Source organism: Amycolatopsis sulphurea, from assembly GCF_002564045.1.
GTDB classification, from domain to species: Bacteria; Actinomycetota; Actinomycetes; order Mycobacteriales; family Pseudonocardiaceae; genus Amycolatopsis; species Amycolatopsis sulphurea.
Genome location: NZ_PDJK01000002.1, coordinates 3,379,384 through 3,405,254 on the forward strand (window position 1 = coordinate 3,379,384; position 25,871 = coordinate 3,405,254).

Annotated in this window: 21 protein-coding genes and 1 pseudogene; 15 read left to right on the top strand and 7 right to left on the bottom strand. The window is 69.0% G+C overall.

Going from position 1 to position 25,871, the window contains the following annotated elements; genetic code table 11:
• The first annotated feature begins 67 nt into the window (after positions 1-67).
• Positions 68-1,498: a phytoene desaturase family protein gene (locus tag ATK36_RS21600; RefSeq protein WP_098515070.1), complete on the top strand. Its 1,431-nt coding sequence runs from the start codon at positions 68-70 to the stop codon at positions 1,496-1,498.
• A gap of 13 nt (positions 1,499-1,511) precedes the next feature.
• Here the strand turns inward: ATK36_RS21600 and ATK36_RS21605 are convergent, their stop codons facing one another.
• From ATK36_RS21605 to ATK36_RS21615, 3 genes are all read right to left on the bottom strand, one after another.
• Positions 1,512-2,096: a TetR/AcrR family transcriptional regulator gene (locus ATK36_RS21605; RefSeq protein WP_098513178.1), complete on the bottom strand. Its 585-nt coding sequence runs from the start codon at positions 2,094-2,096 to the stop codon at positions 1,512-1,514.
• Positions 2,093-2,878, bottom strand: coding sequence for an SGNH/GDSL hydrolase family protein (locus tag ATK36_RS21610; RefSeq protein WP_098513179.1), 786 nt, complete (start codon positions 2,876-2,878; stop codon positions 2,093-2,095). Before ATK36_RS21610 ends, ATK36_RS21605 begins: the two co-directional genes overlap by 4 nt.
• Positions 2,879-3,229: 351 nt before the next feature.
• A complete protein-coding gene (locus tag ATK36_RS21615; protein WP_245914973.1) occupies positions 3,230-4,702 on the bottom strand; it encodes a helix-turn-helix domain-containing protein in 1,473 nt (490 codons plus the stop codon).
• 106 nt (positions 4,703-4,808) lie between these two features.
• On the opposite strand from ATK36_RS21615, the gene exaC reads away from it, so the two are divergent.
• The 3 genes and pseudogenes from exaC to ATK36_RS21630 form a co-directional block, all read left to right on the top strand.
• Entirely contained in the window at positions 4,809-6,332 is a 1,524-nt protein-coding gene (exaC, locus tag ATK36_RS21620; RefSeq protein ID WP_098515072.1) for an acetaldehyde dehydrogenase ExaC, read from the top strand.
• Complete coding sequence (locus tag ATK36_RS21625) at positions 6,332-6,703, top strand: DUF779 domain-containing protein (RefSeq protein WP_098513180.1); 372 nt, start codon at positions 6,332-6,334, stop codon at positions 6,701-6,703. Before exaC ends, ATK36_RS21625 begins: the two co-directional genes overlap by 1 nt.
• Before the next feature lie 66 nt (positions 6,704-6,769).
• Positions 6,770-7,132 (top strand): annotated as a pseudogene (locus ATK36_RS21630) (MOSC domain-containing protein); the annotation flags it as partial.
• A 479-nt stretch (positions 7,133-7,611) separates the two neighbouring features.
• Here the strand turns inward: ATK36_RS21630 and ATK36_RS21635 are convergent.
• Entirely contained in the window at positions 7,612-9,186 is a 1,575-nt protein-coding gene (locus ATK36_RS21635; protein ID WP_098513181.1) for a beta-N-acetylhexosaminidase, read from the bottom strand.
• A gap of 65 nt (positions 9,187-9,251) precedes the next feature.
• Positions 9,252-11,126: a propionyl-CoA synthetase gene (locus ATK36_RS21640; protein ID WP_098513182.1), complete on the bottom strand. Its 1,875-nt coding sequence runs from the start codon at positions 11,124-11,126 to the stop codon at positions 9,252-9,254.
• A 274-nt stretch (positions 11,127-11,400) separates the two neighbouring features.
• On the opposite strand from ATK36_RS21640, the gene ATK36_RS21645 reads away from it, so the two are divergent.
• Together ATK36_RS21645 and ATK36_RS21650 are read left to right on the top strand one after the other, a co-directional pair.
• Positions 11,401-13,086, top strand: coding sequence for a serine/threonine-protein kinase (locus ATK36_RS21645; protein ID WP_098513183.1), 1,686 nt, complete (start codon positions 11,401-11,403; stop codon positions 13,084-13,086).
• A gap of 184 nt (positions 13,087-13,270) precedes the next feature.
• A complete protein-coding gene (locus ATK36_RS21650; protein WP_098515074.1) occupies positions 13,271-14,035 on the top strand; it encodes an AraC family transcriptional regulator in 765 nt (254 codons plus the stop codon).
• On the opposite strand, the gene ATK36_RS21655 is transcribed toward ATK36_RS21650, so the two are convergent.
• Complete coding sequence (locus ATK36_RS21655) at positions 13,986-15,554, bottom strand: dolichyl-phosphate-mannose--protein mannosyltransferase (protein ID WP_098513184.1); 1,569 nt, start codon at positions 15,552-15,554, stop codon at positions 13,986-13,988. The two genes, ATK36_RS21650 and ATK36_RS21655, sit on opposite strands and share 50 nt — an antisense overlap.
• Before the next feature lie 364 nt (positions 15,555-15,918).
• On the opposite strand from ATK36_RS21655, the gene wecB reads away from it, so the two are divergent.
• The 9 genes from wecB to rsmI are packed head-to-tail and all read left to right on the top strand — an operon-like array spanning position 15,919 to position 25,399.
• On the top strand, positions 15,919-17,040 hold the full coding sequence (gene wecB, locus ATK36_RS21660) for a non-hydrolyzing UDP-N-acetylglucosamine 2-epimerase (protein ID WP_098513185.1): 1,122 nt from the start codon (positions 15,919-15,921) through the stop codon (positions 17,038-17,040).
• Complete coding sequence (rffC, locus tag ATK36_RS21665) at positions 17,040-17,729, top strand: dTDP-4-amino-4,6-dideoxy-D-galactose acyltransferase (RefSeq protein WP_098513186.1); 690 nt, start codon at positions 17,040-17,042, stop codon at positions 17,727-17,729. Before wecB ends, rffC begins: the two co-directional genes overlap by 1 nt.
• Positions 17,726-18,856 carry a dTDP-4-amino-4,6-dideoxygalactose transaminase gene (rffA, locus tag ATK36_RS21670; protein ID WP_098513187.1) on the top strand — a complete coding sequence of 377 codons (1,131 nt, stop codon included), beginning with the start codon at positions 17,726-17,728 and terminating at the stop codon, positions 18,854-18,856. Before rffC ends, rffA begins: the two co-directional genes overlap by 4 nt.
• 10 nt (positions 18,857-18,866) lie before the next feature.
• Positions 18,867-20,126 (top strand): lipid III flippase WzxE, encoded by a 1,260-nt coding sequence (gene wzxE / locus ATK36_RS21675; RefSeq protein WP_245914975.1) that lies wholly within the window; start codon positions 18,867-18,869, stop codon positions 20,124-20,126.
• Positions 20,123-21,190: a TDP-N-acetylfucosamine:lipid II N-acetylfucosaminyltransferase family protein gene (locus tag ATK36_RS21680; RefSeq protein ID WP_098515076.1), complete on the top strand. Its 1,068-nt coding sequence runs from the start codon at positions 20,123-20,125 to the stop codon at positions 21,188-21,190. The genes wzxE and ATK36_RS21680 overlap by 4 nt, the downstream gene beginning before the upstream one ends.
• Positions 21,177-22,487, top strand: coding sequence for a WzyE family oligosaccharide polymerase (locus ATK36_RS21685; protein ID WP_098513188.1), 1,311 nt, complete (start codon positions 21,177-21,179; stop codon positions 22,485-22,487). The genes ATK36_RS21680 and ATK36_RS21685 overlap by 14 nt, the downstream gene beginning before the upstream one ends.
• Positions 22,484-23,212, top strand: a complete 729-nt coding sequence (locus tag ATK36_RS21690; RefSeq protein ID WP_098513189.1) for a WecB/TagA/CpsF family glycosyltransferase — start codon at positions 22,484-22,486, stop codon at positions 23,210-23,212. Before ATK36_RS21685 ends, ATK36_RS21690 begins: the two co-directional genes overlap by 4 nt.
• A 49-nt stretch (positions 23,213-23,261) precedes the next feature.
• The gene (locus ATK36_RS21695) at positions 23,262-24,521 is read left to right on the top strand and encodes a nucleotide sugar dehydrogenase (protein ID WP_098513190.1); all 1,260 of its coding nucleotides are present in this window, start codon (positions 23,262-23,264) and stop codon (positions 24,519-24,521) included.
• Positions 24,522-24,559: 38 nt separating this feature from the next.
• Positions 24,560-25,399: a 16S rRNA (cytidine(1402)-2'-O)-methyltransferase gene (gene rsmI / locus ATK36_RS21700; protein WP_098513191.1), complete on the top strand. Its 840-nt coding sequence runs from the start codon at positions 24,560-24,562 to the stop codon at positions 25,397-25,399.
• Here the strand turns inward: rsmI and ATK36_RS21705 are convergent.
• On the bottom strand, positions 25,369-25,869 hold the full coding sequence (locus ATK36_RS21705; protein ID WP_098513192.1) for a QsdR family transcriptional regulator: 501 nt from the start codon (positions 25,867-25,869) through the stop codon (positions 25,369-25,371). The two genes, rsmI and ATK36_RS21705, sit on opposite strands and share 31 nt — an antisense overlap.
• Positions 25,870-25,871 lie beyond the last annotated feature (2 nt).

Consider the following 25,871-nt stretch of genomic DNA (forward strand, 5'->3'; position numbering starts at 1 on the left):
AATATTCGATCAAGTGTTCGGCAGAGTCACCGGGCACCCTCTGTATCCGAAGGCCTACGCTCGCAGTATGCCGTCGCCTCGCACGCTGGACGTCGCGGTAGTCGGTTCGGGACCGAACGGCCTGGCTGCCGCGGTCCTGTTCGCGCGCGCTGGACGGTCCGTGGCGGTGTACGAGGCCGCTGCCGAGCCAGGCGGCGGCGCGCGGTCTGCGCGGCTGTTCGACGCCGGCGTGGTGCACGACCTGTGCTCGGCGGTCCATCCGATGGCGGTCGCGTCGCCGTTCTTTCGCCTGTTCGATCTTGAAGCGCACGGTGTGCAGCTGTGCCGCTCCGAAGCCGAGTACGCGCACCCGATCGACGAGCGTCGTGCGGCAATCGCGTACGCGGACCTCGAACGCACCTGTGCCGGCCTGGGGGTCGACGGTGCGCGTTGGCGGCGTTTCATGACGCCGCTCATCGAGCGGACCGAAGAAGTCGTCGAAACCATCTTCGGTGACTTCAGGCGGCCGCCTCGCCCCGGCGTCGCCGCGTTGCTGGCTTCACGGCTTGTTGGGATCAGGGCCTTTCGCGGTACCGAAGCACGGGCGCTGCTCGCTGGCGTTGCCGCGCACGCGATGGGACGGTTGCCGTCGTTGGTGGGTGATGGGATCGGCGTGTTGCTCGGGCATCTGGCGCACACCAGCGGCTGGCCGGTCCCGCGCGGAGGCACGGAAAAGATCACCGAAGCCCTCGTAGCCGACCTATGCGCACACGGCGGCGACGTACACACCGACGCTCGCGTCGCCGACCTTCGGCAGCTTTCGCACGCGCGCGTCGTGATGCTGGATCTTGCGCCTCAGGGCGTCCTCGACATTGCCGGGCCGCTGCTGCCCGAAGGGTATCGGCGGGCGCTGCAACGAGTCCGGTACGGCCCGTCCGCCGCCAAGGTGGATTTCCTTGTTTCAGAACCGATCCCTTGGAGGAATCCTGCGTTGGCGCAGGCCGGAACGCTGCACCTCGGAGGGACGCGAGAAGCCGTGTACGCGGCCGAGAACGCTGTGGCCGCCGGGAGGCGCGCGGAGGAGCCATTCGTGCTCCTCGCGCAGCCAATGGCCGCGGACCCGTCTCGTGGGCTCCCGGGCAAACAGCCAATCTGGGCGTACGCCCATGTGCCGCACGGTGATCCACTCGATGCCACAGATGTGATCCGCCGTCGCATCGAGCGATACGCGCCCGGCTTCAGCGACATGGTGCTCGCTTCGCGGGCGGTATCGGCGAGTGAGCTGGAGGCGTACAACCCGAATTACGTGGGCGGCGATATCGCCACTTCGGCCGTGACAGTGCGGCAAGTGCTGGCTCGCCCCGTCGTACGGTGGAATCCGCACCGAACCCCGCTACGCGGTGTCTACCTCTGTTCCGCAGCCACCGCGCCCGGCCCCGGTGTACACGGCATGTGTGGCTACTACGCCGCGAAGGCTGCGTTGCGCCGGGAGTTCGGGCAGACCGAGCCGGTCTTCTGACGCGGGCGTTGCGTCACAACCCCAGGTACGCGTCGAGGGACACGGCGAGCGCTGCTTCGGGAGACGGCGCGAAGCTCGCCCCCGCCAGCCCGCCCCAGAGCCACAGTTGCGCGAGGCCGTGCAGCGCCGCCCACAGCGACGCGGCGAGCAGCCGCGGGTCGGTCCCGGTGCGTACGCGGCTTTCGGGTGCTTCGGCGACGTAGAGACGGACAAGTTCGGCGAAGTAGTCGAAGACCGCGCTGCTGGCCGCGACGAGCTGTGGTTCTTCGGTGTCGATCAGATCGCGCCGGAACATCAGCTCGAACATCGCCGGGTTCGTCAACGCGAAGTCGACGTACGCATGGCAGGCGGCCGTCACGCGCTCTCGCGGCGGCCCGGCGGGTAGCTGCGTGCCGCGGTCGAGTAGCTGGGTGAAGCCGAGCGTCGCGACACCGGAAAGCAATTCGGCACGGCCGGAAAAGTGCCGTAGCGGTGCGCCGTGTGACACCCCTGCCGCCTTCGCGATTCCGCGCAGCGTCACCGCGTCTACGCCGGAATCGGCGAGCAGCTCCGAGGCGGTGCGGATCAGTCGTTGCCGCGCGGGCGACGCCGTGCTCACAGCTGCGCTTCGGAAAACGCCATCGGCAGCAACTCGGGGCGCTTCGGCAGGAATCCGTCGCCCGGCGACCGGCCGGTGAGCCGGTTGCGTAGCCGGGTGATCCCCACCGGCAGCACCTCCTGCCACATCCAGCGCAGGTCGGCGAGCCGGTTCGCCGGCGTGGGCCGCCCCGGTAACGGGCGCAGCCAGCCCTCCTCGTGCGGCACGCCGAGCTTGCCCAGCACGTGTCCGGCCACGCGCAGGTGCCCGGCCTCCGACAGGTGCAGCCGGTCCGGCCCGAAGTAGCGGGAATCGTGTGCGGCCTGGTCGGGCCACAGGTCCACCAGCTTCGCGCCGTAGCTGACCGATGCCTCGCGGATGGCGTCGTTGAGCGCGCTGACCCGCGGCCGCATCCGATGGCCGAAGGGCATGCGGTGCGCGATGTCGCTCAACGTGAACGTGACCACGGACGGCGCGATCTGAGTGCACTGCCGGATCGCGGCATCCACCCGGCGGGCGACCGTGCGCGCGTCCCAGCCGCGGCTCATCACGTCGTTGCCGCCGCCGAACAGGGCGATCAGATCGGGCTCATGCCGCCCGGCGGCGGGCAGCTGCTCGGCGATGATCTGGTCCAGCCGCCGCCCGCGCACCGCGAGGTTCGCGTAGCGGAACCCGGGCTCGTCCTCGGCGAGGCGCCCGGCGACGAAATCGGCCCAGCCGCGGTACTGGCTCCGGTCGGGGTACGGATCGTCCAGCCCCTCGGCACAGCTGTCGCCCACGGCGACGAACGTGCGATAACCCATGGCGAACTCCTCGTAACCCCTGATTCATCTTCCCGACACTGTTTATCAAACCGAAGTAGACGCTGTCTACCTAGGGGTCGCGGGCGTCGATGTCCTCTGGGATCGCAGCCCAGCCGTTCTGGCTGCGCTGGACAAAGCACCAAACACGTGTCCGTCTGGGAGGCGCACCCGACCACCTGACGATGGGCTGTGAAGGACCCCTTCACAGACCCGAGACAGGTCCGGCGCACACCGCGAGGTGGTCGCGCATCTCGAACACCTCCGCTGATCACGGGTCCTCGACCGGCTGTGAAGGGACCCTTCACAGCCCAAAAGTCCGTGAAGGGTCCCTTGACAGCCGAGCCGAGGACCCTAAAGCAGCCGAGCCCGGTGCGCCCGAGCCGCAGCCAGCCGCGGGTCCGTGCGGCCCAGGACGGCGCACAGCGCGTCGAGCACTTCGAGATCGTCCGTGCCGCAAGAGGTTTCCCAGAACGACCAGAGCGTGTCCGGGTCGGCGCTGTTCAATGCCAGCTGACGGACCTGCACGGTGAGCGATTCGCGTTCCTGCAGGATCGCGGGTGCCTCCGAATCGGCCAGCAGCGGCCCGTGGAAGTTGCGGGTGGCGGCGTGGGCGTTCGCCTGCCGTATCGCGGCCTGTACGCGTAGGAAGTCGGCGTCGATGTCGGCGGCCAGCCGGTACGGGCGGGTTTGCACGACGCCGGTGCCCAGCTGCGTACGCAGGCGATGGATCTCCGCGCGCACGGTGACCGGGTTGCCGGCCTCGCCGTAGAGCTGCAGGGCCAGCTGCTCGGCCGAGAGTCCCCGCGGGTGCAGGGCCAGCAAAGTGAGCAATTCCGCGTGGCGCAAGGTGAACGGGATGTCCCGGCTGTCCACAGTGGTCGATCCGGCACCGTCGGTGAGGTACTCGAGGGTGAGCTTGCGCCGTGGCGCCGAACCCGCCGTGGCCACCCGCAGCAGGTATCCCTCGTCCAGCGGGTCGACGGTGGCGATCCGGCCGTCCGGCAGGGTCACCGTGCCGCCGCCCCGTCGAACCTCCACTGTGGACGGAAGCAGGCAGGACTCGGTGGCCAGCACCCGTCCGCCCGCCGACAGCAGCGCGCCGGGGCGGCCGCGCAGCGCGGTCAGGTGCCGCATGTTGGCCCGGCGCATCTTCTCGTCGCGCACCGCCAGCTGCGCTCGCAGCCTGCCCTCGGCCAGCTGCGCGGTGGCCGTGACCAGCGCGAGCATGGCCGGATGGACGGTGCGCAACGGGCCGCTGACGTCGATCGAGCCGACCAGCGCCCCGGTGTCCGGATCGCGCACCGGGGCGGCCGCGCAGGTCCAGGTGTGGTAGCGGCGCACGAGGTGCTCGGCGGAGTAGATCTGCACCGGGTGGCCGGTGGCCAGCGAGGTGCCCATGGCGTTCGTGCCGATGGCTTCTTCACTCCAGCGGGTGCCCTCGGCGAGCGCGACGCGGTCCGCGCGCAGCAGCACCCCGGTCGCGCCCTCGCGCCACAGGATCAGGCCGTCCGCGTCGGTCACGATCATCATGTGCTCGGCGTCGTCGGCGATGCTCACCAGTGTCTCGCGCAGCAGCGGGAGCACTGCCGCCAGCGGATGCTCGGTACGCAGGTCGTTCAGCTCGGCCTGCTCGACGACCAGCGGGGCCTCGCCCTCGTCCGGATCCACCTGCGCGGCAAGCGAACGCGCCCAGGATGCGGAGATCACCGACCGGGGTGAACGCGGTGCGGGCAGACCGGTCAGTACCGCTTCGTGGACGCGTTCGAGTAGCCGCGCGTACGACTCCGGATCGCGCAGCAGGTCGGACTCGATCGGTACAGGCACTCGACCCAGCGTAGAGACCCAGCTCACAGTTTCGCAACGTCCGTGCAACCTTGCCCGGCCTACGGTCGCGGCGACCGGCACCAGACCAGCAACGAGGCAGGGGATGATGGCCGTTTACGCCGCACCGAACACCGAAGGCTCCGTGGTCGGCTACGAGAGCCGCTACGACCACTACATCGGCGGTGAGTACGTCGCCCCGGCGGGCGGGCAGTACTTCGAGAACCCGACGCCGGTGACCGGCAAGACCTTCACCGAGATCGCCCGCGGTACCTCGGCCGACATCGAGAAAGCGCTCGATGCGGCCGAAGGGGCCGCGCCGGCCTGGGGCCGAACCTCGATCGAGGAGCGCTCCGGCATCCTGCTCAAGATCGCCGACCGGATGGAGCAGCACCTCGAAAAGATCGCGGTCGCCGAGGCCTGGGAGAACGGCAAGCCGGTCCGGGAGACCCTCGCCGCGGACATCCCGCTCGCGATCGATCATTTCCGCTACTTCGCCGGCGCGCTGCGGGCTCAGGAGGGCGGAATCTCGCAGATCGACGAGCACACCGTCGCCTACCACTTCCACGAGCCGCTCGGCGTGGTCGGGCAGATCATCCCGTGGAACTTCCCGCTGCTGATGGCGGTGTGGAAGCTGGCTCCGGCGCTGGCCGCGGGCAACGCGATCGTGCTCAAGCCCGCCGAGCAGACCCCGGCCTCCATCCACCTGCTGATGTCGCTCATCGGCGACCTCATTCCGCCGGGCGTGGTGAACATCGTCAACGGCTTCGGCGTCGAAGCGGGCAAGCCGCTGGCCTCCAGCAACCGGGTGCGCAAGGTCGCGTTCACCGGGGAGACCACCACCGGGCGGCTGATCCTGCAGTACGCCAGCGAGAACATCATCCCGGTCACCGTGGAACTCGGCGGCAAGAGCCCGAACATCTTCTTCGACGACGTCGCCGCGCACAACGACGCGTTCTACGACAAGGCGCAGGAGGGCTTCGCGCTCTTCGCGCTGAACCAGGGCGAGGTCTGCACCTGCCCGTCGCGCGCGTTGATCCAGGCGGGCATCTACGACCAGTTCCTCGGCGACGGCGTCGAGCGCGTGAAGCGGATCAAGCAGGGCAACCCGCTCGACACCGAGACCCAGGTCGGTGCGCAGGCCTCCAACGACCAGCTGGAGAAGATCCTGTCCTACATCGACATCGGCAAGCAGGAGGGCGCGAAGGTGCTCACCGGCGGTGCGCAGGCCGACCTCGGCGGCGACCTGTCCGGCGGCTACTACGTGCAGCCGACGGTGTTCGAGGGCGACAACAAGATGCGCATCTTCCAGGAGGAGATCTTCGGCCCGGTGGTGTCCGTGGCGAAGTTCGACGACTACGCGGACGCGCTCAAGATCGCCAACGACACGCTGTACGGCCTCGGCGCGGGTGTCTGGTCGCGTGACGGCAACACCGCCTACCGCGCCGGCCGCGACATCCAGGCGGGGCGGGTGTGGGTGAACAACTACCACGCCTACCCCGCGCACGCGGCCTTCGGCGGCTACAAGGCTTCCGGGATCGGCCGGGAGAACCACAAGATGATGCTGGACCACTACCAGCAGACGAAGAACATGCTGGTCTCCTACTCCGATCAGGCGCTGGGCTTCTTCTGATGGGTGAGCGGGTCGACCTGACGCCGGCCGCCGCGGACCTGCTGCGGCGGCTGGTACCCGCGCACGGGCCGGTGATGTTCCACCAGTCCGGCGGATGCTGCGACGGCAGCGCCCCGATGTGTTACCCGGTAGGCGAATTCAAGGTCGGCGTGCGCGACGTGCATCTCGGCGACCTGCTCGTGGACGGGATCGAGGACGTGCCGGTGTGGATGTCCGGCCCGCAGTTCGAGTACTGGAAGCACACCCATCTCACCATCGACGTGGTGCCGGGCCGGGGCAGCGGATTCTCCCTGGAGGCCCCGGAAGGGGTGCGCTTCCTGATCCGCTCCCGGCTGCTCACCGACGAGGAATCGGCGCGGCTGAACGGCTGACCGTCCTGCCGCTCACCGGTTTCGTAGTGCCGGTGACCGGCAGGACGGCCGTGCTGGTTTCCCGGCATGGTGTCACTGGAGAGCGTCTACGTCGGACGGCCGGCGTTGCTCGGCCACCGGCGCGGCCTGCCGGTGCTGAGCGCGATCGGCAAAACCAGGGTCGAGCAGCCGGAGCTGGCCCTGTCCGAGCTGAACCTGGACGGGGACGAGCAGGCCGACTTGACCGTGCACGGCGGGGTCGACAAAGCGGTTTACGCCTATCCGGCCGAGCATTACCGGGACTGGCAGGCCGATGGGGACTTCGGCGAGAACCTGTCGCTGTCCGGCGTGGCAGAGGACGAGATGCGGATCGGGGACGTGTGGGCCTGGGGCGAGGCGCGGGTACAGGTCTCGCAGCCGCGAAGCCCGTGCTTCAAGCGGGCCATGCGCAGGGTGTCGGCAAAGTCGGCGTGGAGGGCCCTGCGCAGCTGCGGAGGGCTGTGAAGGGCCCCTTCACGGACTCAGAGTCCGTGAAGGGGCCCTTCACGGACCCGAAACCGGTCGGGCAGCCGTGGCTGCCGCGTCATCATCGACGGCGCCTGCCCTCTTCGTCGATCACGCCAGGCAACGGACGATGCGGCGGTCTTCAAGACGCCCGGCAGCCTCGTGGTGTGCGCCAGACCTGTCTCGAATCCGTGAAGGGGTCCTTCACAGACTCAGAGTCCGTGAAGGGCCCCTTCACGGACCTCCGCAGTCTGCGCAGGCCCTTCACGCCGACTTTGCCGACACCCTGCCCGCGGAGCGGGTCAGGCCCGCTGGAGCTGGCCGGGCGGATCCTCTCCGCACCCGCGCTGGCCGAATCCTATGCCGGCGGTCCTCTGTCCACAGTGGACCGCCGGCGCGTATCGCCGGCTGACGGTGCCGGGGATTCAGGGCCAGTCGATTTGGGCGGAGCGGTAGAAGTCGATGCCCTGCTGTTGCCAGCGCGGAGCCTGTTTCGCCAGCCTGGCCCGGTAGTCGTCCCAGTTCCGGGCGGACTGCGGGGACCAGCCGATCTCCGCGATTCCCGGCAGCCGGGGAAATGCCATGTATTCCAGGTTGTCACTGGTCTTGAGGGTTTCGGTCCACAGTGGAGCTTCGACTCCGGCCACTGATTGTTCGCCGACGCCGGGTACCAGGTTCGCCGGGTCCCATTCGTAGGCGTCGCGCACCTCGACCAGCCCGGCCCAGGACTGGCCGAGTGGCGTCGAAGCGTTGTACTTCATGTCCAGGTAAGCATGATTGGCCGGGGACATCAGGATCTTGTTGCCCCGCGCCGCAGCGGCTGCCAGGTCGGCGTTTTCGCCGCCCTGGTCCCAGTATTGCGGCACCGCCGAGGCGGGCGGCACGGTCTTGGCGATCTCGTGCCAGCCGGTGATCTGCTTGCCGTACTTGGCGACCAGCGGGCTGACCTTCGCGTAGAACGCGCGGTAGTCCGCGTCCGAAGTGGAGTGTGCCTCGTCGCCACCGATGTTCAGGTACTTGCCGGGAGTGAGCGCGGCGAGTTCGCGGATCACGTCTTCGGCGAACCGGTAGGTCGTCGGCGAGTTGATGCACAGCGAGCTGTAGCCCACCTCGGTGTCCGTGCGCGGCGGCACTGCGACGCCGTTGCAGTTGAGTTCCGCGTAGGTGGCTTGCGCTGCGTTCGTGTGTCCGGGCATGTCGATCTCTGGTACGACGGTGATGTGCCGGGACGCCGCGTACGCAACGAGTTCGCGGTAGTCGTCCTGGGTGTAGTAGCCGCCGGGATCGCCGCCCACTGCGGTCTTGCCGCCCTCGGTGGCCAGCCGCGGCCAGCTCTTGATCTCGATTCGCCAGCCCTGGTCGTCGGACAGGTGCAGGTGGAGAGTGTTGATCTTGTACTGGGTGATCTGGTCGATGTACCGCTTGACTTGTTCGAGCTTGAAGAAGTGCCGGGCAACGTCGAGCATCGCGCCGCGGTAGCCGAAGCGCGGGTAGTCGAGCACAGTCCCGCCCGAGACTGTCCAGGTCTGCTGCTGCACCGTCTGCGCTTCGATCGCGGACGGCAACAACTGACGCAGCGACTGGACGCCCTCGAATAGCCCGGTCGCCGTAGTGGCCTGGAGCCGGACGCCGGACTTCGTGACCGCCAGCTGGTACCCCTCGTCACCGACGCGTGGATCGGCATTGCCCAGCTCAAGCGAGATCGCGGGAGCTTGTGTGCCTGCCGGTACGACGGGAAGTTCGTAGCCGGTCGCGGGCTTCAGCAGCCCGCGTAGATACGTGGCGACGTCCCCGGTGCCCGGCCCGGCTTCGACCACGGTGTCCGCGGTGAGTGCGAAGCTCGCCTCCGGATCGGCCTTCGCCGCCACCGGTGCCGGTACGAGGTCGGTGACCTGCCGCTCCGGCCCGGCCGGCACCGCCGACGCTGCCGAAGGCACGCCGAGCGCTGCCAATCCCACCACCGCCACTCCGAGCACGATCGTTGACCACGACTTCCGCACGGCGCACCTCCGAGGGTCCCTAAGAGGTATAGACCACCGAGGGGCTCCGGGGCAACCGCCGGTGCTCAGGGCCGCAGAACGGCGCGCAAGGCGTCCAGCACGCCCGGGTCCTCGATGGTCGAAGGGACCGGCTCGTCGCGGCCGTCGGCGATGCCGCGCATGGTCTTGCGCAGGATCTTCCCCGAACGCGTTTTCGGCAGAGCGGCGACCACGGACACGTCGCGGAAGGCCGCCACCGGGCCGATGTCGCGGCGCACCAAGGCCACAAGTTCCTCTCGCAATTGCTCCTCGGCCACGTCCACGCCCGCCTTCACCACCACGAACCCGCGCGGCACCTGGCCCTTGAGCTGATCGGCCACGCCGATCACCGCGCATTCCGCCACTGCCGGGTGCCCGGCCAGCACAGCTTCCATCGACCCGGTGGACAGCCGATGCCCGGCCACGTTGATCACGTCGTCGGTGCGGCCCATGACGAACAGGTAGCCGTCCTCGTCGAAGTAGCCGGAGTCGCCGGTGAGGTAGTAGCCCGGATACCGCGACAGATACGCCTCGCGGTAACGCTCGTCGTCGCCCCACAGCGTGGGCAGCGACCCGGGCGGCAGCGGCAGCTTCAGTGAGATCGCACCCTCCTGACCCGCCGGCAGCTCCTCTCCCGCCTGCCCGAGCACGCGCACGTCCCAGCCGGGGACCGGTTTCGTCGCCGAACCGGGTTTCGTCGGCAGCGGCTCCAGCCCGCGGCAGTTCGCCGCGATCGGCCAGCCGGTCTCGGTCTGCCACCAGTGGTCGACCACCGGGGTGCCGAGAATGTCGTGTGCCCAGCGATATGTCTCCGGATCGAGCCGCTCCCCGGCCAGGAACAACGTGCGAAACGCGCCCAGGTCGTACTTCGCCAGTTCCGCCGCCTCCGGGTCGACCCGCTTCACCGCACGCAACGCGGTCGGCGCGGTGAACAACGCCTGCACGCGGTGCTCGGAGATGACCCGCCAGAACGCGCCCGCGTCCGGGGTGCCGACGGGTTTTCCTTCGTACAGCACGGTTGTCGCGCCCACCAGCAGCGGCGCGTACACGATGTAGGAGTGCCCGACAACCCAGCCGACGTCGGAGGCGGTCCACCAGACGTCGCCGGCGCGGATGTCGTAGATCGCGCCCATCGACCAGGCCAGCGCGACCGCGTGGCCGCCCGCGTCGCGCACCACGCCCTTCGGCTTCCCGGTGGTGCCCGAGGTGTAGAGGATGTACAGCGGATCGGTCGCCCGCACCGGCACCGGATCCACCGGCTCGGCAGTCTGCACCAGATCGACCCAGTCGAGATCGGTACCGGACAGCTCGGCGGCCGCGGCCTCGCGCTGGTACACCACCACGTGCTGCGGCTGGTGCCCGGTCATCGCGAGCGCGGCGTCGATGATCGGCTTGTACTCGACGATCCGGGTCGGCTCGATCCCGCACGACGCGGCGAGGATCAGCTTCGGCCGCGCGTCCTCGATCCGCGCGGCCAGCTCCTTCGGCGCGAATCCGCCGAACACCACGGAGTGCACCGCGCCGATCCGTGCGCAGGCGAGCATCGCGATGACAGCCTCGGGAATCATCGGCAGATACAGGATGACGCGGTCGCCCCGGACGACCCCGAGCGAAGCGAGCGCACCGGCGAAGGTCGCCACCTCGTCGCGCAGCTCCCGATAGGAGTAGCGGCGCTGCTGGCCGGTCACCGGTGAGTCCCAGATCAGCGCGGCCTGCTCACCGCGGCCACTGTCGGCGTGCCGGTCCAGCGCGTTGTACGCGGTGTTCAGCTCACCGTCGGGAAACCACCGGTGGAAGGGAGCACGCGAGGAATCCAGCGCACGGGTGGGCGGCTTCGTCCAGTCGATCGCCCTCGCTGCTTCGAGCCAGAACTGCTCCGGGTCGTCCAGACTGCGCCGGTAAGTCTCCGCGTACGCGCCCACGAGGTCTCCTTCGACGTCGATGGCCAGTATCCGTCCCCATCATGGCGCTGGGACCGGCGCCACCGTTAGCGGCTCCTCCGCCGACGTGGGGCCGCCGGACCCAGCATGATCGAGATCGCCTCCGGCGAGGATTTCGTGCAATGCCCGTGACCTGCGGATACTGCCGCCCTGCCCCGGCAACCCCGCCGAACCCCGATGCGTCCTAAGCTTGACCGGGTGATTCGGGCCGCACTGCGGCACCGGGAGCGGTACCGAGAACGAGGGGACACCAGTAGTGACGGGTTTGGCGAGCGCGCTGCTCTCGCTTGCGCACGCCTTGTTCGGGCCGGGCTTCTGCCCCGGTGATTGGGTGTGGGCGACGACTACGGCGGGTGCGCTCGTCGCGCTCATCCCGGCGCTGGGTGCGCTGATCGTCGCGGTGGTCCGCAAGGGCACCGGCAATCGCTACGACGCCACTACGCTCAGCGTGTTCGGCCTCATCGGTGTCGTCAGCGTGCTGCTGCTGCCGTGGCTGCTGTCCTCCGGCGTCTCCCAGCTGTTCCAGGGTGCGGTGAGGGGCGCGGTAACCTGGCTTTCGGCGTCCGAGACGCAGACGCTGAACCAGGAATTCTGCACGTTCGTCGGGGTGCAGAAGACCTACCTCGGCGGCGGCCCGAATGTTTTCGAGACGCTGTTCTATCCCGGTGGCCTCAAGCTCTCCTACGCGCTGTACCTGCTGGCCTTGACGGTGCTGCCCGCGGGCTCGCTGCTGTTCGTCATGCTGCAGGCGCGCACCGCGTTCCGCCGCGGCCCGAAGTGGCCCGCGCGGTTCTTCTGGATCCCCTTCGTGGTGCTGGTGCTGGCAAGTGTCGGGATGACGGCCAACGTCGCGGTGCACTTCTGGCTCGGGTTCCTGCCCTTCAGCGTGCTCGGGCTGATCCCGGTCGCCATGGTCGGGCCACCGCCCTGGTCGGTGATCAACCGTCCGGAGCCGCGCCGGGAGGAGCCGCCCCCGCGCCGGGAGCCGCCGCCGGTGAGCAAGCCCTACCCGGCCACCGCGCTCTCTGCTCCGCTGGAGCCGCCGGGCCAGCTCGCCGCCATGCCGGGGCCGGTTCCGCCGCCACCCGGGTCCCGCGGGGCCGGCGGCAGCCGCTACCGGCGTACCCGGCGGCTCGGCCAAGGTGGCTTCGGCACTGTCTGGCAAGCCGTCGACACTCAGCTGAACCGGACGGTCGCGCTGAAGATCGCGCACGCGCCCGACCACGACACCGCGGAGCGCATGCAGCGCGAGGCGCGGGCACTGGCCGTGGTCAACCACCCGAACTGCGTGCGGGTCTACGACCTCGTCGAGGAGCCGGACGGGCTCGCGCTGGTCATGGAGTACCTGGAGGGCCGCCCGCTCGCCGACGTGGTCGACGGCCAGGGCCCGATCGACGACGTGGCCGCCGGGCGGTTGTGGGCCACCATGGCCGGTGCGCTCGCCGCCGCGCACGAGAAGGGCGTGCTGCACCGCGACCTCAAGCCGTCCAACGTGATCCTCGATCCGGCCGGCATGGCGCACCTGATCGACTTCGGTATCGCGCGTAGCCAGGGCGACGCGAAGATGACGGCCACCGGCATGATGATCGGCACCCCGGATTTCGTGGCGCCGGAGCAGGCGATGGGCGCCCCGGCGAGCCCGGCGTCGGACGCTTGGCAGCTCGCCGCCACGGTCAGCTACGCCCTCGCCGGGCAGCCGCCGCGTGGTACCCGCGAGACGCCGATGGCAGCACTGATGGCCGCCGCGCGCGCCGACCCTGTGTCGCACCTGCCGCGCCGGTCCGCGCACGCCCGCATCCTCGCCGCTTCGCTCGACCCGGAGCCACGCCACCGTCCGACGCTCCACGCCGTGCGCCGTGAGGTGGAAGGCTGGCTCAGCCGGGCCGGAAAGTCGACCGATGGGCCGGTCACCCAGATCGTGCCGCGCCACACACCCCGCTGAGCCCCCTGCTCCAACGCAAAGGCTGTGAAGGGACCCTTCACAGCCTCAGAGTCCGTGAAGGGTCCCTTCACAGCCTTGGTCCGGGGCGGCCGCCGCCGGCCTATTCCCGACGTTAGGCGGCCGCGGTGGTGACCGGAAGTCGATAGGCTGCCACTTCATGTTCGATTACGGTCACGCCGGGGCGATGCTGATCGGCGAGTTCCCGCTGCCCGCCGGCGCCTGGTTCCCGTGGCACGAGCATCCGGTGCACCAGCTCGTCTGGTCCGCGTGCGGGGTCGCCGCGGTGACCGTGCAAGACGCGCACTGGGTGCTCCCGCCGACCCGCGCGCTGTGGCTGCCCGCCGGCGTGTGGCACCGCACCGGCACGATCGGGCAGGCCGAGCTGCGCGGCATCTACGCCGCTCCAGACCGTTGCCCGGTCGGCTGGCCCGAGCCGCGGCTGGTGACCGTGCGCCCGCTGCTTCGGGAGCTGCTGGAGTACCTGTCCGACAGCGGGCTGGCCGCCCAGCCACGCGAGCGGGCCGAAGCCGTCGCCTTCGACCTGCTGGAACCACTCGAAGTCACCACGATCACGGTGCCGATGCCGGTCGATCCGCGGGCCCGGGACGTGGCGGCCGAGGTGCTCGCCGATCCGGCGGACCACCGCGGGCTGGCCGAACTGGGCCGGGTCGTCGGGGCAGGCGAGCGGACGCTGGCGCGGGCGTTCGTGCGGGACTGCCGGATGACCTTCGGGACCTGGCGGACCCAGGTGCGGTTGCGTGCCGCGCTGCCGCTGCTGGCCGCGGGACTGCCGATGGCCACGGTCGCGCACCGGGTGGGCTACGCGACGGCGAGCGCGTTCGTGGCCGCGTTCCACCGGGCGGTCGGTGTGCCGCCGGGTGCCTACTTCAGTGCCACGGTCAGCGCCAGGAAGGCAGCCACATCTCCGCCTGCCAATGGCCGTCGGTGATCGGGATGCCGTTGAGGATCGGCCACAGCCAGGCGAAGTTGGCCACCACCAGCCCGGTGTAGAGGGCGACCACGAGCAGACCGGTGCCCCGGCGTTCGACCCCGCGTCTGGCACTGCCCAGGATCTGCCCGAGCACCAGCACCAGCCCGAGCACCAGGAACGGGGCCAGCGGAGTGGCGTAGAAGAAGTACATCTGCCGGTCGATGTTGGTGAACCAGGGCAGGTAGCCCGCGAAGTACCCGGCGAGCACCGCGGCGTAGCGCCAGTCGGTGCGGAAGATCGAGCGCCACAGCCCCCAGCCGAGCACCGGCCCGGCCAGCCACCACATCGCGGGCGTGCCGATCAGCATGGTCGCGCCGATGCAGCGGGACTCACCGCAGCCGGTCACCGAGCCGTCGTAGTAATAGAGCATCGGACGCAGGCCCATCGGCCAGGTCCACGGCTTGGACTCCCAGGGATGCGGTTTGTCCTTGGGCGTCAGCAGGGTTTCGTGGAAATGCAGGACGTTGGCGGTGTAGTCGCCGAGCGAGCGCAGCGCGGGCGGGAGCCAGCCGAACATCCCGGAGGCGACGTTCTTGATCTCGGTGTAGTGCCGGTCGGTGGCCGTCTCGCTGGCGAACCAGGCCCAATACGAGGCCAGGTACATCAGCAGCGGCACCACCACGATCGCCCACAGCGCAGGCAGCACGTCGCGCCGGATGGTGCCCAGCCACGGCCGTTGCACCCCGGCCGCACGCCGGGCCGCCACGTCGAAGAACACGGTCAGCAGGCCGTACCCGGCGATGTAGTAGAGCGCGGACCACTTGACCCCGAAGGTCAGCCCGATCATCAGCCCGGTGCCGAACCGCCACCAGCGGAAGCCGAGCTTCGGGCCCCACTGCGATTCGCCGATCCAGCCCCCGCGCACCGCCACCGCGAGCCGTTGCCGTACCTGATCGCGGTCGGCGAGCACACAGGCGAACGCGGCGAGCACGAACAGCGCGATGAAGATGTCCAGCATGCCCATGCGGGATTGCAGGTGCAGCACGCCGTCGCAGATCACCAGCACGCCGGCGATCCCGCCGAGCAGCGTCGAGCGGGTCAGCCGCCGGGCGATCCGCACGGTCAGCGCCACGATGATCGTGCCCGCGACCGCGGCCATGATCCGCCAGCCCCATGCGTTGTAGCCGAACAGCCATTCGCCGAATGCGATGAAGTCCTTCGCCAGCGGCGGGTGGACGATCAGCTCGTACCCGGCGTTGTCCTCGTACCCGCCGTTACGCAGCATCTGTGCGGCCTGCGGTACGTAGTGCTTCTCGTCGAAGACCGGCGTGCCCTTGTCCGTGGCCAGCCCGAGGTTCTGCAGCCGGACGACCGCGCCGATCGCGGTGAGCACGAGGGTGACGATCCAGCCGCGCAGCCGGTCGGTGGGCATCCCGCGGCCGAGCAGCGCGGCCTCGCGGTCGGTCGGCGGCTGCAGCGTGCCGACCGATCCCGACCGCGCGCTTTCGTCGTCGGCACGGGTCAACAGCGCGGTCACGAGGCCCGATACTACGTGCCGAAGCGTGCCCGGACCCTGCCGGGCGGTTCGCGGCCGCCGGGACAACCGCCCGTCCCCTGAAGAGGGGGACTCGCCGGACAACCGGGCCGTTGATCCATTCGGGTCAACCTTTCGAGTGACACTGGTCACCGGACAATGAATGGTGCCCGGTTCCGGGTGGGAGAAGTCTGCGCCGGCGCAGGGGTTTTGCCCGTTCTTACCAATTTTTGGTACTTTTTCCCTATCTGGTGACGTTGTAGGTTACTGATCGTCCGAATCGGCCGTCCGAAGCTGGAGCTATCCGCGAAATCACCTATCGGCGAATTATCCAGGCTTGCTCGGTTATTGCGGAGGAAACGAATTAATGGCGCCCACGGTCCTGCACGTGGTCAGCGCGCGTCCCAATTTCGTCAAGGTGGCCCCGATTCACCGGGCCATTACCCGGCGGGGGCGGCTGCGGCAACTGATCGTCCACACCGGACAGCACTACGACGCGGACATGAGCGACGTGTTCTTCCGCGAGCTGGGCCTGCCCGCGCCCGACGTCCGCCTGCGCGTGGGTGCCGGTAGTCACGCGGAGCAGACCGGACAGGTCGTGCTCGGTCTGGCCGAGACGCTGCGTACCCACCGTCCCTCGCTCGTGTCTGTGGTGGGTGACACCAACGGGGCGCTGTCGGCCGCGTTGTCCGCGGCCAAGTCCGGAATTCCGGTCGCCCACGTGGAAGCCGGGCTGCGCAGCTACGACCGGGCGATGCCCGAGGAGCTCAACCGGGTGCTCATCGATCACCTCGCGGATGTTCTGCTCATTCCCTCCGAAGACGCGCTCGGCAATCTGCGGCGCGAAGGGATCGGCGAGGACCGGGTGCACCACGTGGGCAATGTCATGATCGACACGCTCCTGCGGTTCGTGGCGCGGGCGAAACAGCTGCCGGTACCGGCTGGGTTGGTGCCCGGCGAGTATGCCCTGTGCACCCTGCACCGTCCATCCAATGTGGACAACGAAGAGCAGTTGCTTGCGCTGCTCGGCGCGATTATCGACCTGTCCGCACGGATTCCGGTGGTTTTTCCCAGCCACCCGCGTACCAGGGCGATGCTGGACAGGCCACGGCTCAAGGCCGTGTGGGAACGCGCACCGCGGTTGCTGCTGGTGCCGCCGGCCGGCTATCTGGAATTCCTCGCGCTGACCATGCGGGCCCGCCTCGTGCTGACCGATTCGGGGGGTCTGCAGGAGGAGACAACGGCGCTGGGTGTCCCGTGCCTGACCCTGCGGGAGAACACCGAGCGCCCGATCACTGTCGAGCAGGGGACCAACACCCTGGTCGGCACGGACCCCGCGGCGATCAGGGCGGTCGCGTTCGCGGTACTGGACGGGGGCGGCAAGCCCGGGCGGGTGCCCGAGCGCTGGGACGGCCGGACGGCGGACCGCATCGCGGAGGTCTACGAACGCGTGCTCGCGGTGCCGGAATCCGGCGTGGTGCGCCTCTGATGGGGGTGCACGCCGAGGTGGTCCGGCTGGACTGGGCGAGCGAGTTCTTCGCCATGCGTTGTGCCCGCCTGGTCTTTTCCGTGGGGGCCGGTCCGCTGGCGCTGCCCGCGGTGCGGCGGTTCGACGTCGTGGAGGCGAAGATCGGCGCCGATCGGCCGGGGACCGCCGCCGCGCTGAAAGCGCTGGGTTTCCGGGACGTCGAGGGCGCGGTGGATTTCGTGCTGCCGGTTCCGGGGAAAACCGGCAGCGCCCACGTGCCCGCCGGGGAGGCCGACATTCCCCGGCTGCGGGAGATCGTCCCCGGAGTGTTCCGGACCAGTCGCTTCCGCCCGCCCTGGTACACCGAGGCGCAGCGGGACGATTTCTACCGGCAATGGCTGGAAAACGCCGTGCACGGCAGCTACGACGACGAATGCCTGCTGGTGCGCGAGGGCGGGGACATCGCGGGGTACGTGACGGTACGCCGAACTGGCGAGGATTCGGCGCGGGTGGGCCTGCTGGCAGCGGCGCCGGGGTGGACCGGGCGCGGTATCGGCGGGCGCCTGGTGGCCGCTGCCCAGCACTGGTGTGCGGCGCGTGGCGTGCGCAGGCTCACCATCGTCACCCAGCCGGGCAACCTGGCCGCAATCCGTTCCTACCAGGCACACGGCGGTGTCGTGTCCGCGAAGGCCCGCTGGATGTATCGATGATCCCGTTCAACAGCCCGCCGGTCGTCGGAACCGAAATGGACTACGTGCGCAGGGCCGTCCACAGTGGAGGGCTCTCCGGCGGTGGCAGCGTCACCGCTGCGTGTGAGTCGTGGCTGGAGCGCGAGCTCTCCGCGCACCGGGCATTCCTCACCCCGTCGTGCACGGCGGCGCTGGAGATGACCGCCCTCCTGCTGGGGATCGGACCGGGCGACGAGGTCATCATGCCCAGCTATACCTTCGTTTCCACGGCCAACGCCTTCGTGCTGCGCGGCGCGAGGATCGTTTTCGTCGATGTCCGGCCGGACACGATGAACCTCGACGAGCGGAAGATCGAGGCGGCGATCACCGAGCGCACCCGCGTGATCGTGCCGGTGCACTACGCGGGGGTGGCCTGCGACATGGACACGATCATGGCCATTGCGCAGAAGTACCGGCTGTGGGTGGTCGAGGACGCGGCACAGGCCATGCTCGCGACCCATCGCGACCGGGCGCTGGGCACCATCGGCCATTTCGGTTGTTTCAGCTTCCACGAAACGAAGGGCTACACGGCGGGTGGCGAAGGCGGCGCGTTGCTGGTCAACGACGCGGAATTCGTGGCGCGTACGGAAATCCTGCGGGAGAAGGGCACCAACCGCATCGAGTTCTGGCGTGGGGACGTGGACAAGTACACCTGGCGGGATCTCGGTTCCAGCTACCTCATGTCCGAGCTGCAGGCCGCGTACCTGCTGGCCCAGCTGGAATCCGCGAACCGGATCGACCGCAGACGCGGTGAGCTTTGGGACGGCTACGCCGCCGCGTTCGGGCACCTGGCGGCCAACGGCACTGTGCAGGTCCAGCGGATTCCCGCCGGGGTACGGCACAACGCACACATGTTCTACCTGAAACTGCGGGACGCAGGCCATCGCGACGACTTCATCGACGCCATGAAGAGCCGCGGTGTCCTGGCTGTTTTCCATTACGTCCCGCTGCACAGCAGCCCGGCGGGCCTGCGGTTCGGCCGCTTCCACGGCGAAGACGTCTGCACCACTACGGAAAGTGAACGGCTGGTCCGGCTGCCGCTGTTCTACAACCTGACCGACGAGCAGCACCGCGCCGTGATCGACGCCGTGCTCGGCTACTTTGGCTGACCCTGCCGCCGTGCGGGCCAAGTCCCTGACCGGGGTGGCGGCCTGGACGGCGGTGTCCACCGCCCTCAAGCTGGCCGCGAGCCTGCTGGTGATGAAGCTGCTCGCGGTGTCCTATGGGCCGGTCGGCGTCGGGCTCGCGGGGAACCTGCTCACCTTCGTCACCGTGCTCACGACGTTCGCCGGCGGTGGCATATACAACGGTGTCACCAAGTATGTCGCCGCATTGCCCGAGGACGGCAGGCGCCGGGTGCTGGGCACGTCGGCGACCGTGGTGCTTGGCTGCTCGCTGCTGGTCGGTGTGGCACTGCTCGTGCTGGCGGACCCGATCGGCCGGTTGCTCTTCGGAAGGGATGGCTTCGCCGGGCCGGTACGCGCGCTGGCGGTGGTCCAATTCGGACTGGCATACGCGAGCTTGTACCAGTCGATCCTGAAAGGGCGGCGTGATGCCACCGGCACCGCGTTGTCGGTCATCGGTGGCAGCGTGCTCGGTGCGAGCGCGTACTGGATTTGCGGGGTTCTCGGCGGATATACCGGAGCGCTGATCGGGCTCGGCCTGCTTCCCGCGCTGGCCGTGGTGCCCTCGTACCTGGTCCTTCGCCGCCGCGATCGGGACTCGCTGCGGATGCTGCGGCCGTCGTGGGATACCGAGACAGCCCGTCGGCTCGGGAAATTCGCGATCATGGTCGCGGTCACCGCGGCGCTGCTGCCCTCCGTCCATATTTTCCTGCGGCACCTGCTGGCCGACGCACATGGCCTGGGGGAAGCCGGCATCTGGCAGGGCATGAGCAAGATTTCCGACTCTTACCTGCAATTGCTCACCGCGCCGTTGTCGTTGTACCTGCTGCCGTCGCTGTCCAGGCTCAGTCACGCCGGGGAGATTTCGCGCGAGGTGGGCCGCGCGCTGCGGTTCGTGCTCGTCGCGGCCGGCGTGGTCGCGCTCGGGCTGTGGCTCACCCGTGACCTGGTGATCGAGATGCTGTACTCCGGCGAGTTCACCGCCATGCGGGAATTGTTCGCCTGGCAGCTGTGCGGAGACGTGCTGAAAGTGGGCGCCTACGTATTCGGGTACTTCGTACTGGCTCGTGCTTCACTGCGGTTCTACGTCTTGGCCGAGGTCAGTCAGTTCGTCCTGCTCTGCACAATTTCCCTGATCCTGATACCCGCGCACGGCGCGGTGGGCGCGACCCAGGCCTACCTCGTGACCTACGTTGTCCACTTCACGCTGTGCTGTGCGGTTTTCTTGCTGTGGCGGCGGAAGGCACGCCGATGATGATCCACGTACTCGGTTCGGACATCCCGCACCACAACACGACCGTTCTGCGGTTTTTCAACGATGTGCTGGCCGCCGAGCTGCCCGGCCGGCCGGTGTTCTGGGTCGTTTCCGCCGAGTCGCCCGGCGAGTACCCGAATCTGGACCTGATCCGGTACCCCGATCGCCGGCAGCTGGCCACCGCGGCGCGCCGATCGGCGCGCCGTGACCGCACCATCACCTTCTTCCTGCACGGCCAGTTTTCCCCGCGGATCTGGCTGGCTCTGCTGACCGGCGCGATCCGGCCGCACCAGGCGCATTGGCACATCTGGGGCGCGGACCTTTACGAGGCCGCGGCCGGCCCGCGGGCCGCGCTGTTCTACCGGCTCCGGCGGATCGCGCAAGGGCGGGTCGGCCGGGTCCTCGGCACGGCCGGCGATCTCGGCCACTACCGGCGCCGGCATCCGCGCACCCGGAGCACCGTCCTCTATTTCCCAAGCCGGACGCAGGGGCCGGACGCCAAGCTCGCCCGGCTCCGGCCCGGATCCTCGCTGACCGTGCTGATCGGCAATTCCGGCGACGCGAGCAACCGTCACGTCACCGCGTTGCGGGCAGTGCGGGAACGGTTTGGCGCGCAGACCCGGGTCGTCCTCCCCTGCGGCTATCCCGCCGGGAACGAAACCTATCTCTGCGCGATCCGGGCCGAGGCGCACCGGCTGTTCCCGCCGGGCAACGTCCGGTTGCTCACCGATCTGCTGGATTACCGGCAGTACGCGGACCTACTGGCGGAATGCGATCTCGGTTACCTGATTTTCCGGCGGCAGCAGGGCATCGGGACGCTGTCCATGCTGATCCGCGCGCAGGTGCCGTTCGTGCTCAGCCAGGACAATCCGTTCCTGCGAGATCTGACCGGGCAGCACGTGCCGGTGCTGGTGCACGAGGACCGGATCACTCCGGCGGAGGTCGAGCGAAGCCGGCGGCAGCTCGCCGCGCTGGATTGGGCGCAACTGTCCTTCACACCCGAGAACTGCGTGCCCGGCTGGCTGCGCGCGCTGAGGGAGGGAGCATCCGATGCCGATCGGTGAGCTGGTTCTGCTTGCCGCGTTGTGGACGCTGTGCGTCGCCACGCTCGGTCTGGTGATCTGCCGCAGGTTCCGTGCGGAACGATTCAGCTTCGACTTGTGCTTCTCGGTCGCTTTCCTGATCACCTGCTATCTGGGGTTCCCGCTTTCCGTCGCGCTTGTCGTCGGTTTCGGCGAACGGATCATGTCCACGTCGTCGCTGGCCGGCGCACTGCTGCTGCCGATGGTGTGCTACGGCGTCTACCACCTCGCCCGCTCGATGCGCAGGTCCGCTTCCGCGCCGCCCCGCCCCGCCCGGTGGTTTGCCGCGAACCAGGGGGTGGCCGGGCTGACCGCGGTGCTGCTGGCGGCGGTCGCGGCCGGCACTCTCGTGGTGTTCATCGCGCAAAACGGGCTTCTTCTGTTCAAGGTGGACACCTACAGCCAGGCGTTCGCGAAGGATGTGTCCGGGCAGGCGCTCAAACGGTTCTCCTACTTCTTCATCCCCGCCGCGCTGATCTGGTACTTTCTGCGCCCGAGTGTGCGGCGCTGGTGGATGTTCCTGGCGGCCACCGCCGGGTTCGGCCTGCTCAGCTACGTTGCCGTGGGCGGCACGCGAGCCAACCTGGCGCTGGCGTTCGCCCTGTTCCTCTTCATCGGCCTGGCCGACCGGTATCTCAAGCCGAAGCTGCTCATCCCGCTGGGTTTCCTCGGCGTGGCCGGGATGTTCCTGCTTGCGCTGGCCCGCTACGGCCTGCATGCCTCCGGGATGAGACAGCTCTACTACTTCCTGTACCTGACCCGCGATTCGCTTTCCCCCTGGGAGAATCTGGCGCTCGTCCTCGAACGGCGTTCGAACATAGAATTCCAGGGCTTGGCGCCGATCGCCCGCGATTTCTCCGTCTACGTCCCGCGCTCGATCTGGCCGGACCGTCCGGAGGTGGTGCTCAACACCGCCAACTACTTCTCCCGCGCCGTGCTTGGCCGCGGTCCCGGTCTGACCATCTCACCCACGATGATCGGCTCGTCATACCTGATGGGCGGGCTGCTCGCGGTGCCGCTCACCGGTGCCGCGGCTGGCCTGATCATTCGCGGGCTGGACCGGGTGCACCGGGGCGCCGGGGCGGACGGGTCCGGCGGTGCGGTGGCCAAGGCGTTCTGTTTCGGCACGTTGTTCACCCTCGTCGTGCTGGTCCGCGAGGGGCTGGACTCGTTCTGTTCCCGATTCGTCGTCTACCTGGCCGTTTTCGGCCTGTGTTTCCTCGCGGCGAAGGCCGTGTTCAAGATCCGCCAGTTCCAGAAACCGGAGGTCCGTGCATGAGCAGCGTTCCCGGCTACCCGATTCGCGGGGTGCGGATATTGGGGTACCCGGACGAGTCCGCGTTCCTCGACGAGCTTTTCGGCCCGCACGGAGTACGGACCGGCATGCTGGCGGCGGTCAACGCGGAGAAGATCGTCGCCGCCGAGCGCGACCCCGTCCTGCGCGCGGTCCTGGACCAGGCCGATTACCCCTACGCGGACGGGATCAGCGTGGTCCGTTCGATCCGCCGGAAGTACGGCGTCGACCTTGACCGCATCGCCGGGGTGGACCTGTGGCAGAGCATGATGGTGCGGGCCGGCCGGGAGCAGGTCAAAGTCTTTCTCGTCGGGGCGAAACCGCGGGTACTGCAGGCGGTGCGCGAGAAGATCACCGACGAGTGGGAGGTCGAGGTCGTCGGCAGTCAGGACGGCTACTTCGGTGACGCCGACCGGCCGGACCTCTTCCGGCGGATCCGAGACAGTGAAGCGGCCATCGTGACCATTGCGATGGGCTCACCGCGGCAGGAGATTTTTGCCGCGCAATGCCGCGAAATTCATCCGGAAGCGCTCTACATGGGCGTGGGCGGCACTTTCGACGTGGTGAGCGGGCAGGTGCGGCGGGCGCCGCTGATGTGGCGCCGCGCCGGGCTGGAATGGCTTTACCGAATCATTTCCCAGCCGACCCGGATCGGCAGGCTGCGCCGGGTCGCCGCGTACGCCGGCTATCACTTCTTGAACCGCCTCTAGTGTCGCGCCGGTTACTGAATACGCTCGCACTCGAAAGGGAAGAAACGCCGTGGACTTGGCGATCATCGGACTCGGCTACGTCGGGCTGCCCCTGGCCGTCGCGGCGTGCCGGGTGGGACTGACGGTGGCGGGCCTGGACAGCGACCCGTCGGTGGTCGAAGGCCTGCGCGCCGGAACGTCGCATGTGGACGACATTTCCGGCGGCGAGGTCCGCGAAATACTCGGCGCCGGTTTCCGGCCGACCACCGATCCCAGGGTGCTGGCCCGAGCGGGCACTGTGGTGATCTGCGTGCCCAGCCCGCTGACCAGAGACGGGGAGCCGGACCTGGGTGCCATCCGCGCCGCCGCCGAGGCGGTGGCCGCGAACCTGCGTCCGGGTGTGCTGGTGGTGCTGGAATCGACGACCTTTCCCGGTACCACCGACGAGATCGTGCGTCCGATCCTGGAACGGTCCGGCCTCCTCGCGGGCCGGGACTTCCACCTGGCGTTCTCGCCCGAACGTATCGACCCGGGCAATACCGCGCACCCGGTGCAGAAGATCCCGAAGGTGGTCGGTGGGCACACCGGCGCCTGCGGAGCCGCCGCGGCCGCGTTCTACGGCAAGTTCGTCTCGTCTGTGCACCAGGCCAAGGGAACCCGGGAGGCCGAGCTGGCGAAGCTGCTGGAGAACACCTACCGCCAGGTGAACATCGCGCTGGTCAACGAAATGGCGATGTTCAGCAGGGAACTGGACATCGACCTGTGGGACGCGATCGACTGCGCGAGCACGAAACCGTTCGGGTTCCAGACCTTCCATCCGGGACCCGGGGTCGGTGGCCACTGCATTCCGGTCGATCCGGTGCTGTTGACGCACCGGGTGCGGTCGCTGGGCCACTCGTTCCGCATCGCCGAGCTGGCGCAGCAGATCAACGCGCAGATGCCGGACTACGTCGCCGGACGTGCGCGGAAGCTGCTGGCCCGGCACGGTCACGCGCTGCCGGACGCGTCCGTGCTGCTGTGCGGCATCACGTACAAGGCCGATATCGCAGATCTGCGCGAGACTCCGGCGAAACCGATCGCCGAACAACTGCACCGCCTGGGTGCCGAGGTGCGGTTCCATGACCCGTATGTCGGCACCTGGCAGGTCGGCGGCCGGACTGTGCGCTGCGAACCCCGGCTGGAGGAAGCACTCGAAACCGCTGATCTGACCTTGGTGGTGACCCCGCACCGCGAGTACGACCCGGCGACGCTCATCGGGCGTGCTCGGCTGCTGCTGGACACCCGTGGCCGGCTGCGGGCACACACCGGGGACACAGTCGAAGTCCTCTGACCGATACGTCGGACAGGAGCGGTCGGTAGGCTGGCTGCATGATCTCTGCGCCCGGACGGCTCGTGCTCGCCGCTACCCCGCTGGGCGATCCCGGGGACGCTTCGGCCCGCCTGGTCGAGGCACTGGGCTCGGCGGAGGTGATCGCAGCCGAGGACACCCGGCGGTTGCGCACGCTGGCCTCGGCCCTCGGCGTGTCGCCGTCCGGCCGGGTGGTCAGCTTCTACGAGGACGTCGAGACCGCGCGGCTGCCGAAGCTGCTCGAATCCTTGCGCAGCGGGGAAAACGTCCTGCTCGTCACCGATGCCGGAATGCCCAGCGTGTCCGATCCGGGGTTCCGGCTGGTGGCCGCGTGCGTGGCCGAGGACCTGCCGGTCACCTGCCTGCCCGGCCCGTCCGCGGTGACCACCGCGCTGGCGTTGTCCGGCCTGCCGTGCGACCGGTTCTGTTTCGAGGGCTTCGCCCCGCGAAAGCCGGGGGAGCGCGCGAAGTGGCTGGCGGAGCTGGCCACCGAACGCCGGACCGCGGTGTTCTTCGAGTCGCCGCACCGGCTGGCCTCCACCCTCGCCGACGCCGCCACGGCACTCGGTGGCGAGCGCCGGGCCGCGGTATGCCGGGAACTGACCAAGACTTACGAAGAGGTCAAACGCGGCACGGTGGCCTCGCTGGCCGAATGGGCGGCGGATGGGGTACGCGGCGAGATCACCGTGGTTCTGGAAGGCGCGGCGCGCGTCGAGACGCGCGTGGAGGATCTCGTGGGCGAGGTCAGCGCCCGCGTCGCCGAGGGGGAACGCCTGAAGATCGCGGCCGCGGCGGTGGCCGAGGCGGCCGGAGTGTCCAAAAAGGAGCTTTACGACGCGGTTGTCGCGTCGCGGAAGTGATCCTCCAGCAGCATCCGGGCCGCGGTGCGCGCCTTGGCCGCGTCGGGCTCGTCGCCGGTGATCACGTCGGTGTAGATGAACGATTCGCCGACCCGGACCAGCAGATAGGCCAGGTCCGCGACGGGCAGTGGGCTGCGCAGCCGCCCGGCGGCGATCTCGCCGGCCAGTAGTGCGCGCAGTTTGTCGATCGTGCGGGATTGCACCAGGCTGGCCTTCGTGGTGAGCAGCCGCAGTGCCCGCTCCGGTTCACTGCGCAGGAAGGTCCGGAACGGGGCCGAGATGTTCACCGTGTGCACGAAGGTGCCGATCGCTTCGGCCAGGCCTTCGCCGCCGCGGCCGGTGAACGACACGTTGTCCAGCACGGCCGCGGCCTCCGCCCACAGGATCTCGCCGAGCAGGTGGTCTCGGCTGCCGACCCAGCGGTGCAGCGTGGCCCGGCTGATGCCCAGCTCGGCGGCCAGTTCCCGCATGT

Bases quoted from the DNA above. Each gene is read 5' to 3' on its own strand.
- ATK36_RS21600 (WP_098515070.1), top strand. From the start codon at position 68: ATGCCGTCGCCTCGCACGCTGGACGTCGCGGTAGTCGGTTCGGGACCG.
- ATK36_RS21610 (WP_098513179.1), bottom strand. From the start codon at position 2,878: ATGGGTTATCGCACGTTCGTCGCCGTGGGCGACAGCTGTGCCGAGGGG.
- exaC (WP_098515072.1), top strand. From the start codon at position 4,809: ATGGCCGTTTACGCCGCACCGAACACCGAAGGCTCCGTGGTCGGCTAC.
- ATK36_RS21625 (WP_098513180.1), top strand. From the start codon at position 6,332: ATGGGTGAGCGGGTCGACCTGACGCCGGCCGCCGCGGACCTGCTGCGG.
- ATK36_RS21650 (WP_098515074.1), top strand. From the start codon at position 13,271: ATGCTGATCGGCGAGTTCCCGCTGCCCGCCGGCGCCTGGTTCCCGTGG.
- wecB (WP_098513185.1), top strand. From the start codon at position 15,919: ATGGCGCCCACGGTCCTGCACGTGGTCAGCGCGCGTCCCAATTTCGTC.
- rffC (WP_098513186.1), top strand. From the start codon at position 17,040: ATGGGGGTGCACGCCGAGGTGGTCCGGCTGGACTGGGCGAGCGAGTTC.
- rffA (WP_098513187.1), top strand. From the start codon at position 17,726: ATGATCCCGTTCAACAGCCCGCCGGTCGTCGGAACCGAAATGGACTAC.
- ATK36_RS21680 (WP_098515076.1), top strand. From the start codon at position 20,123: ATGATGATCCACGTACTCGGTTCGGACATCCCGCACCACAACACGACC.
- ATK36_RS21685 (WP_098513188.1), top strand. From the start codon at position 21,177: ATGCCGATCGGTGAGCTGGTTCTGCTTGCCGCGTTGTGGACGCTGTGC.
- ATK36_RS21690 (WP_098513189.1), top strand. From the start codon at position 22,484: ATGAGCAGCGTTCCCGGCTACCCGATTCGCGGGGTGCGGATATTGGGG.
- rsmI (WP_098513191.1), top strand. From the start codon at position 24,560: ATGATCTCTGCGCCCGGACGGCTCGTGCTCGCCGCTACCCCGCTGGGC.
- ATK36_RS21705 (WP_098513192.1), bottom strand. From the start codon at position 25,869: ATGCGGGAACTGGCCGCCGAGCTGGGCATCAGCCGGGCCACGCTGCAC.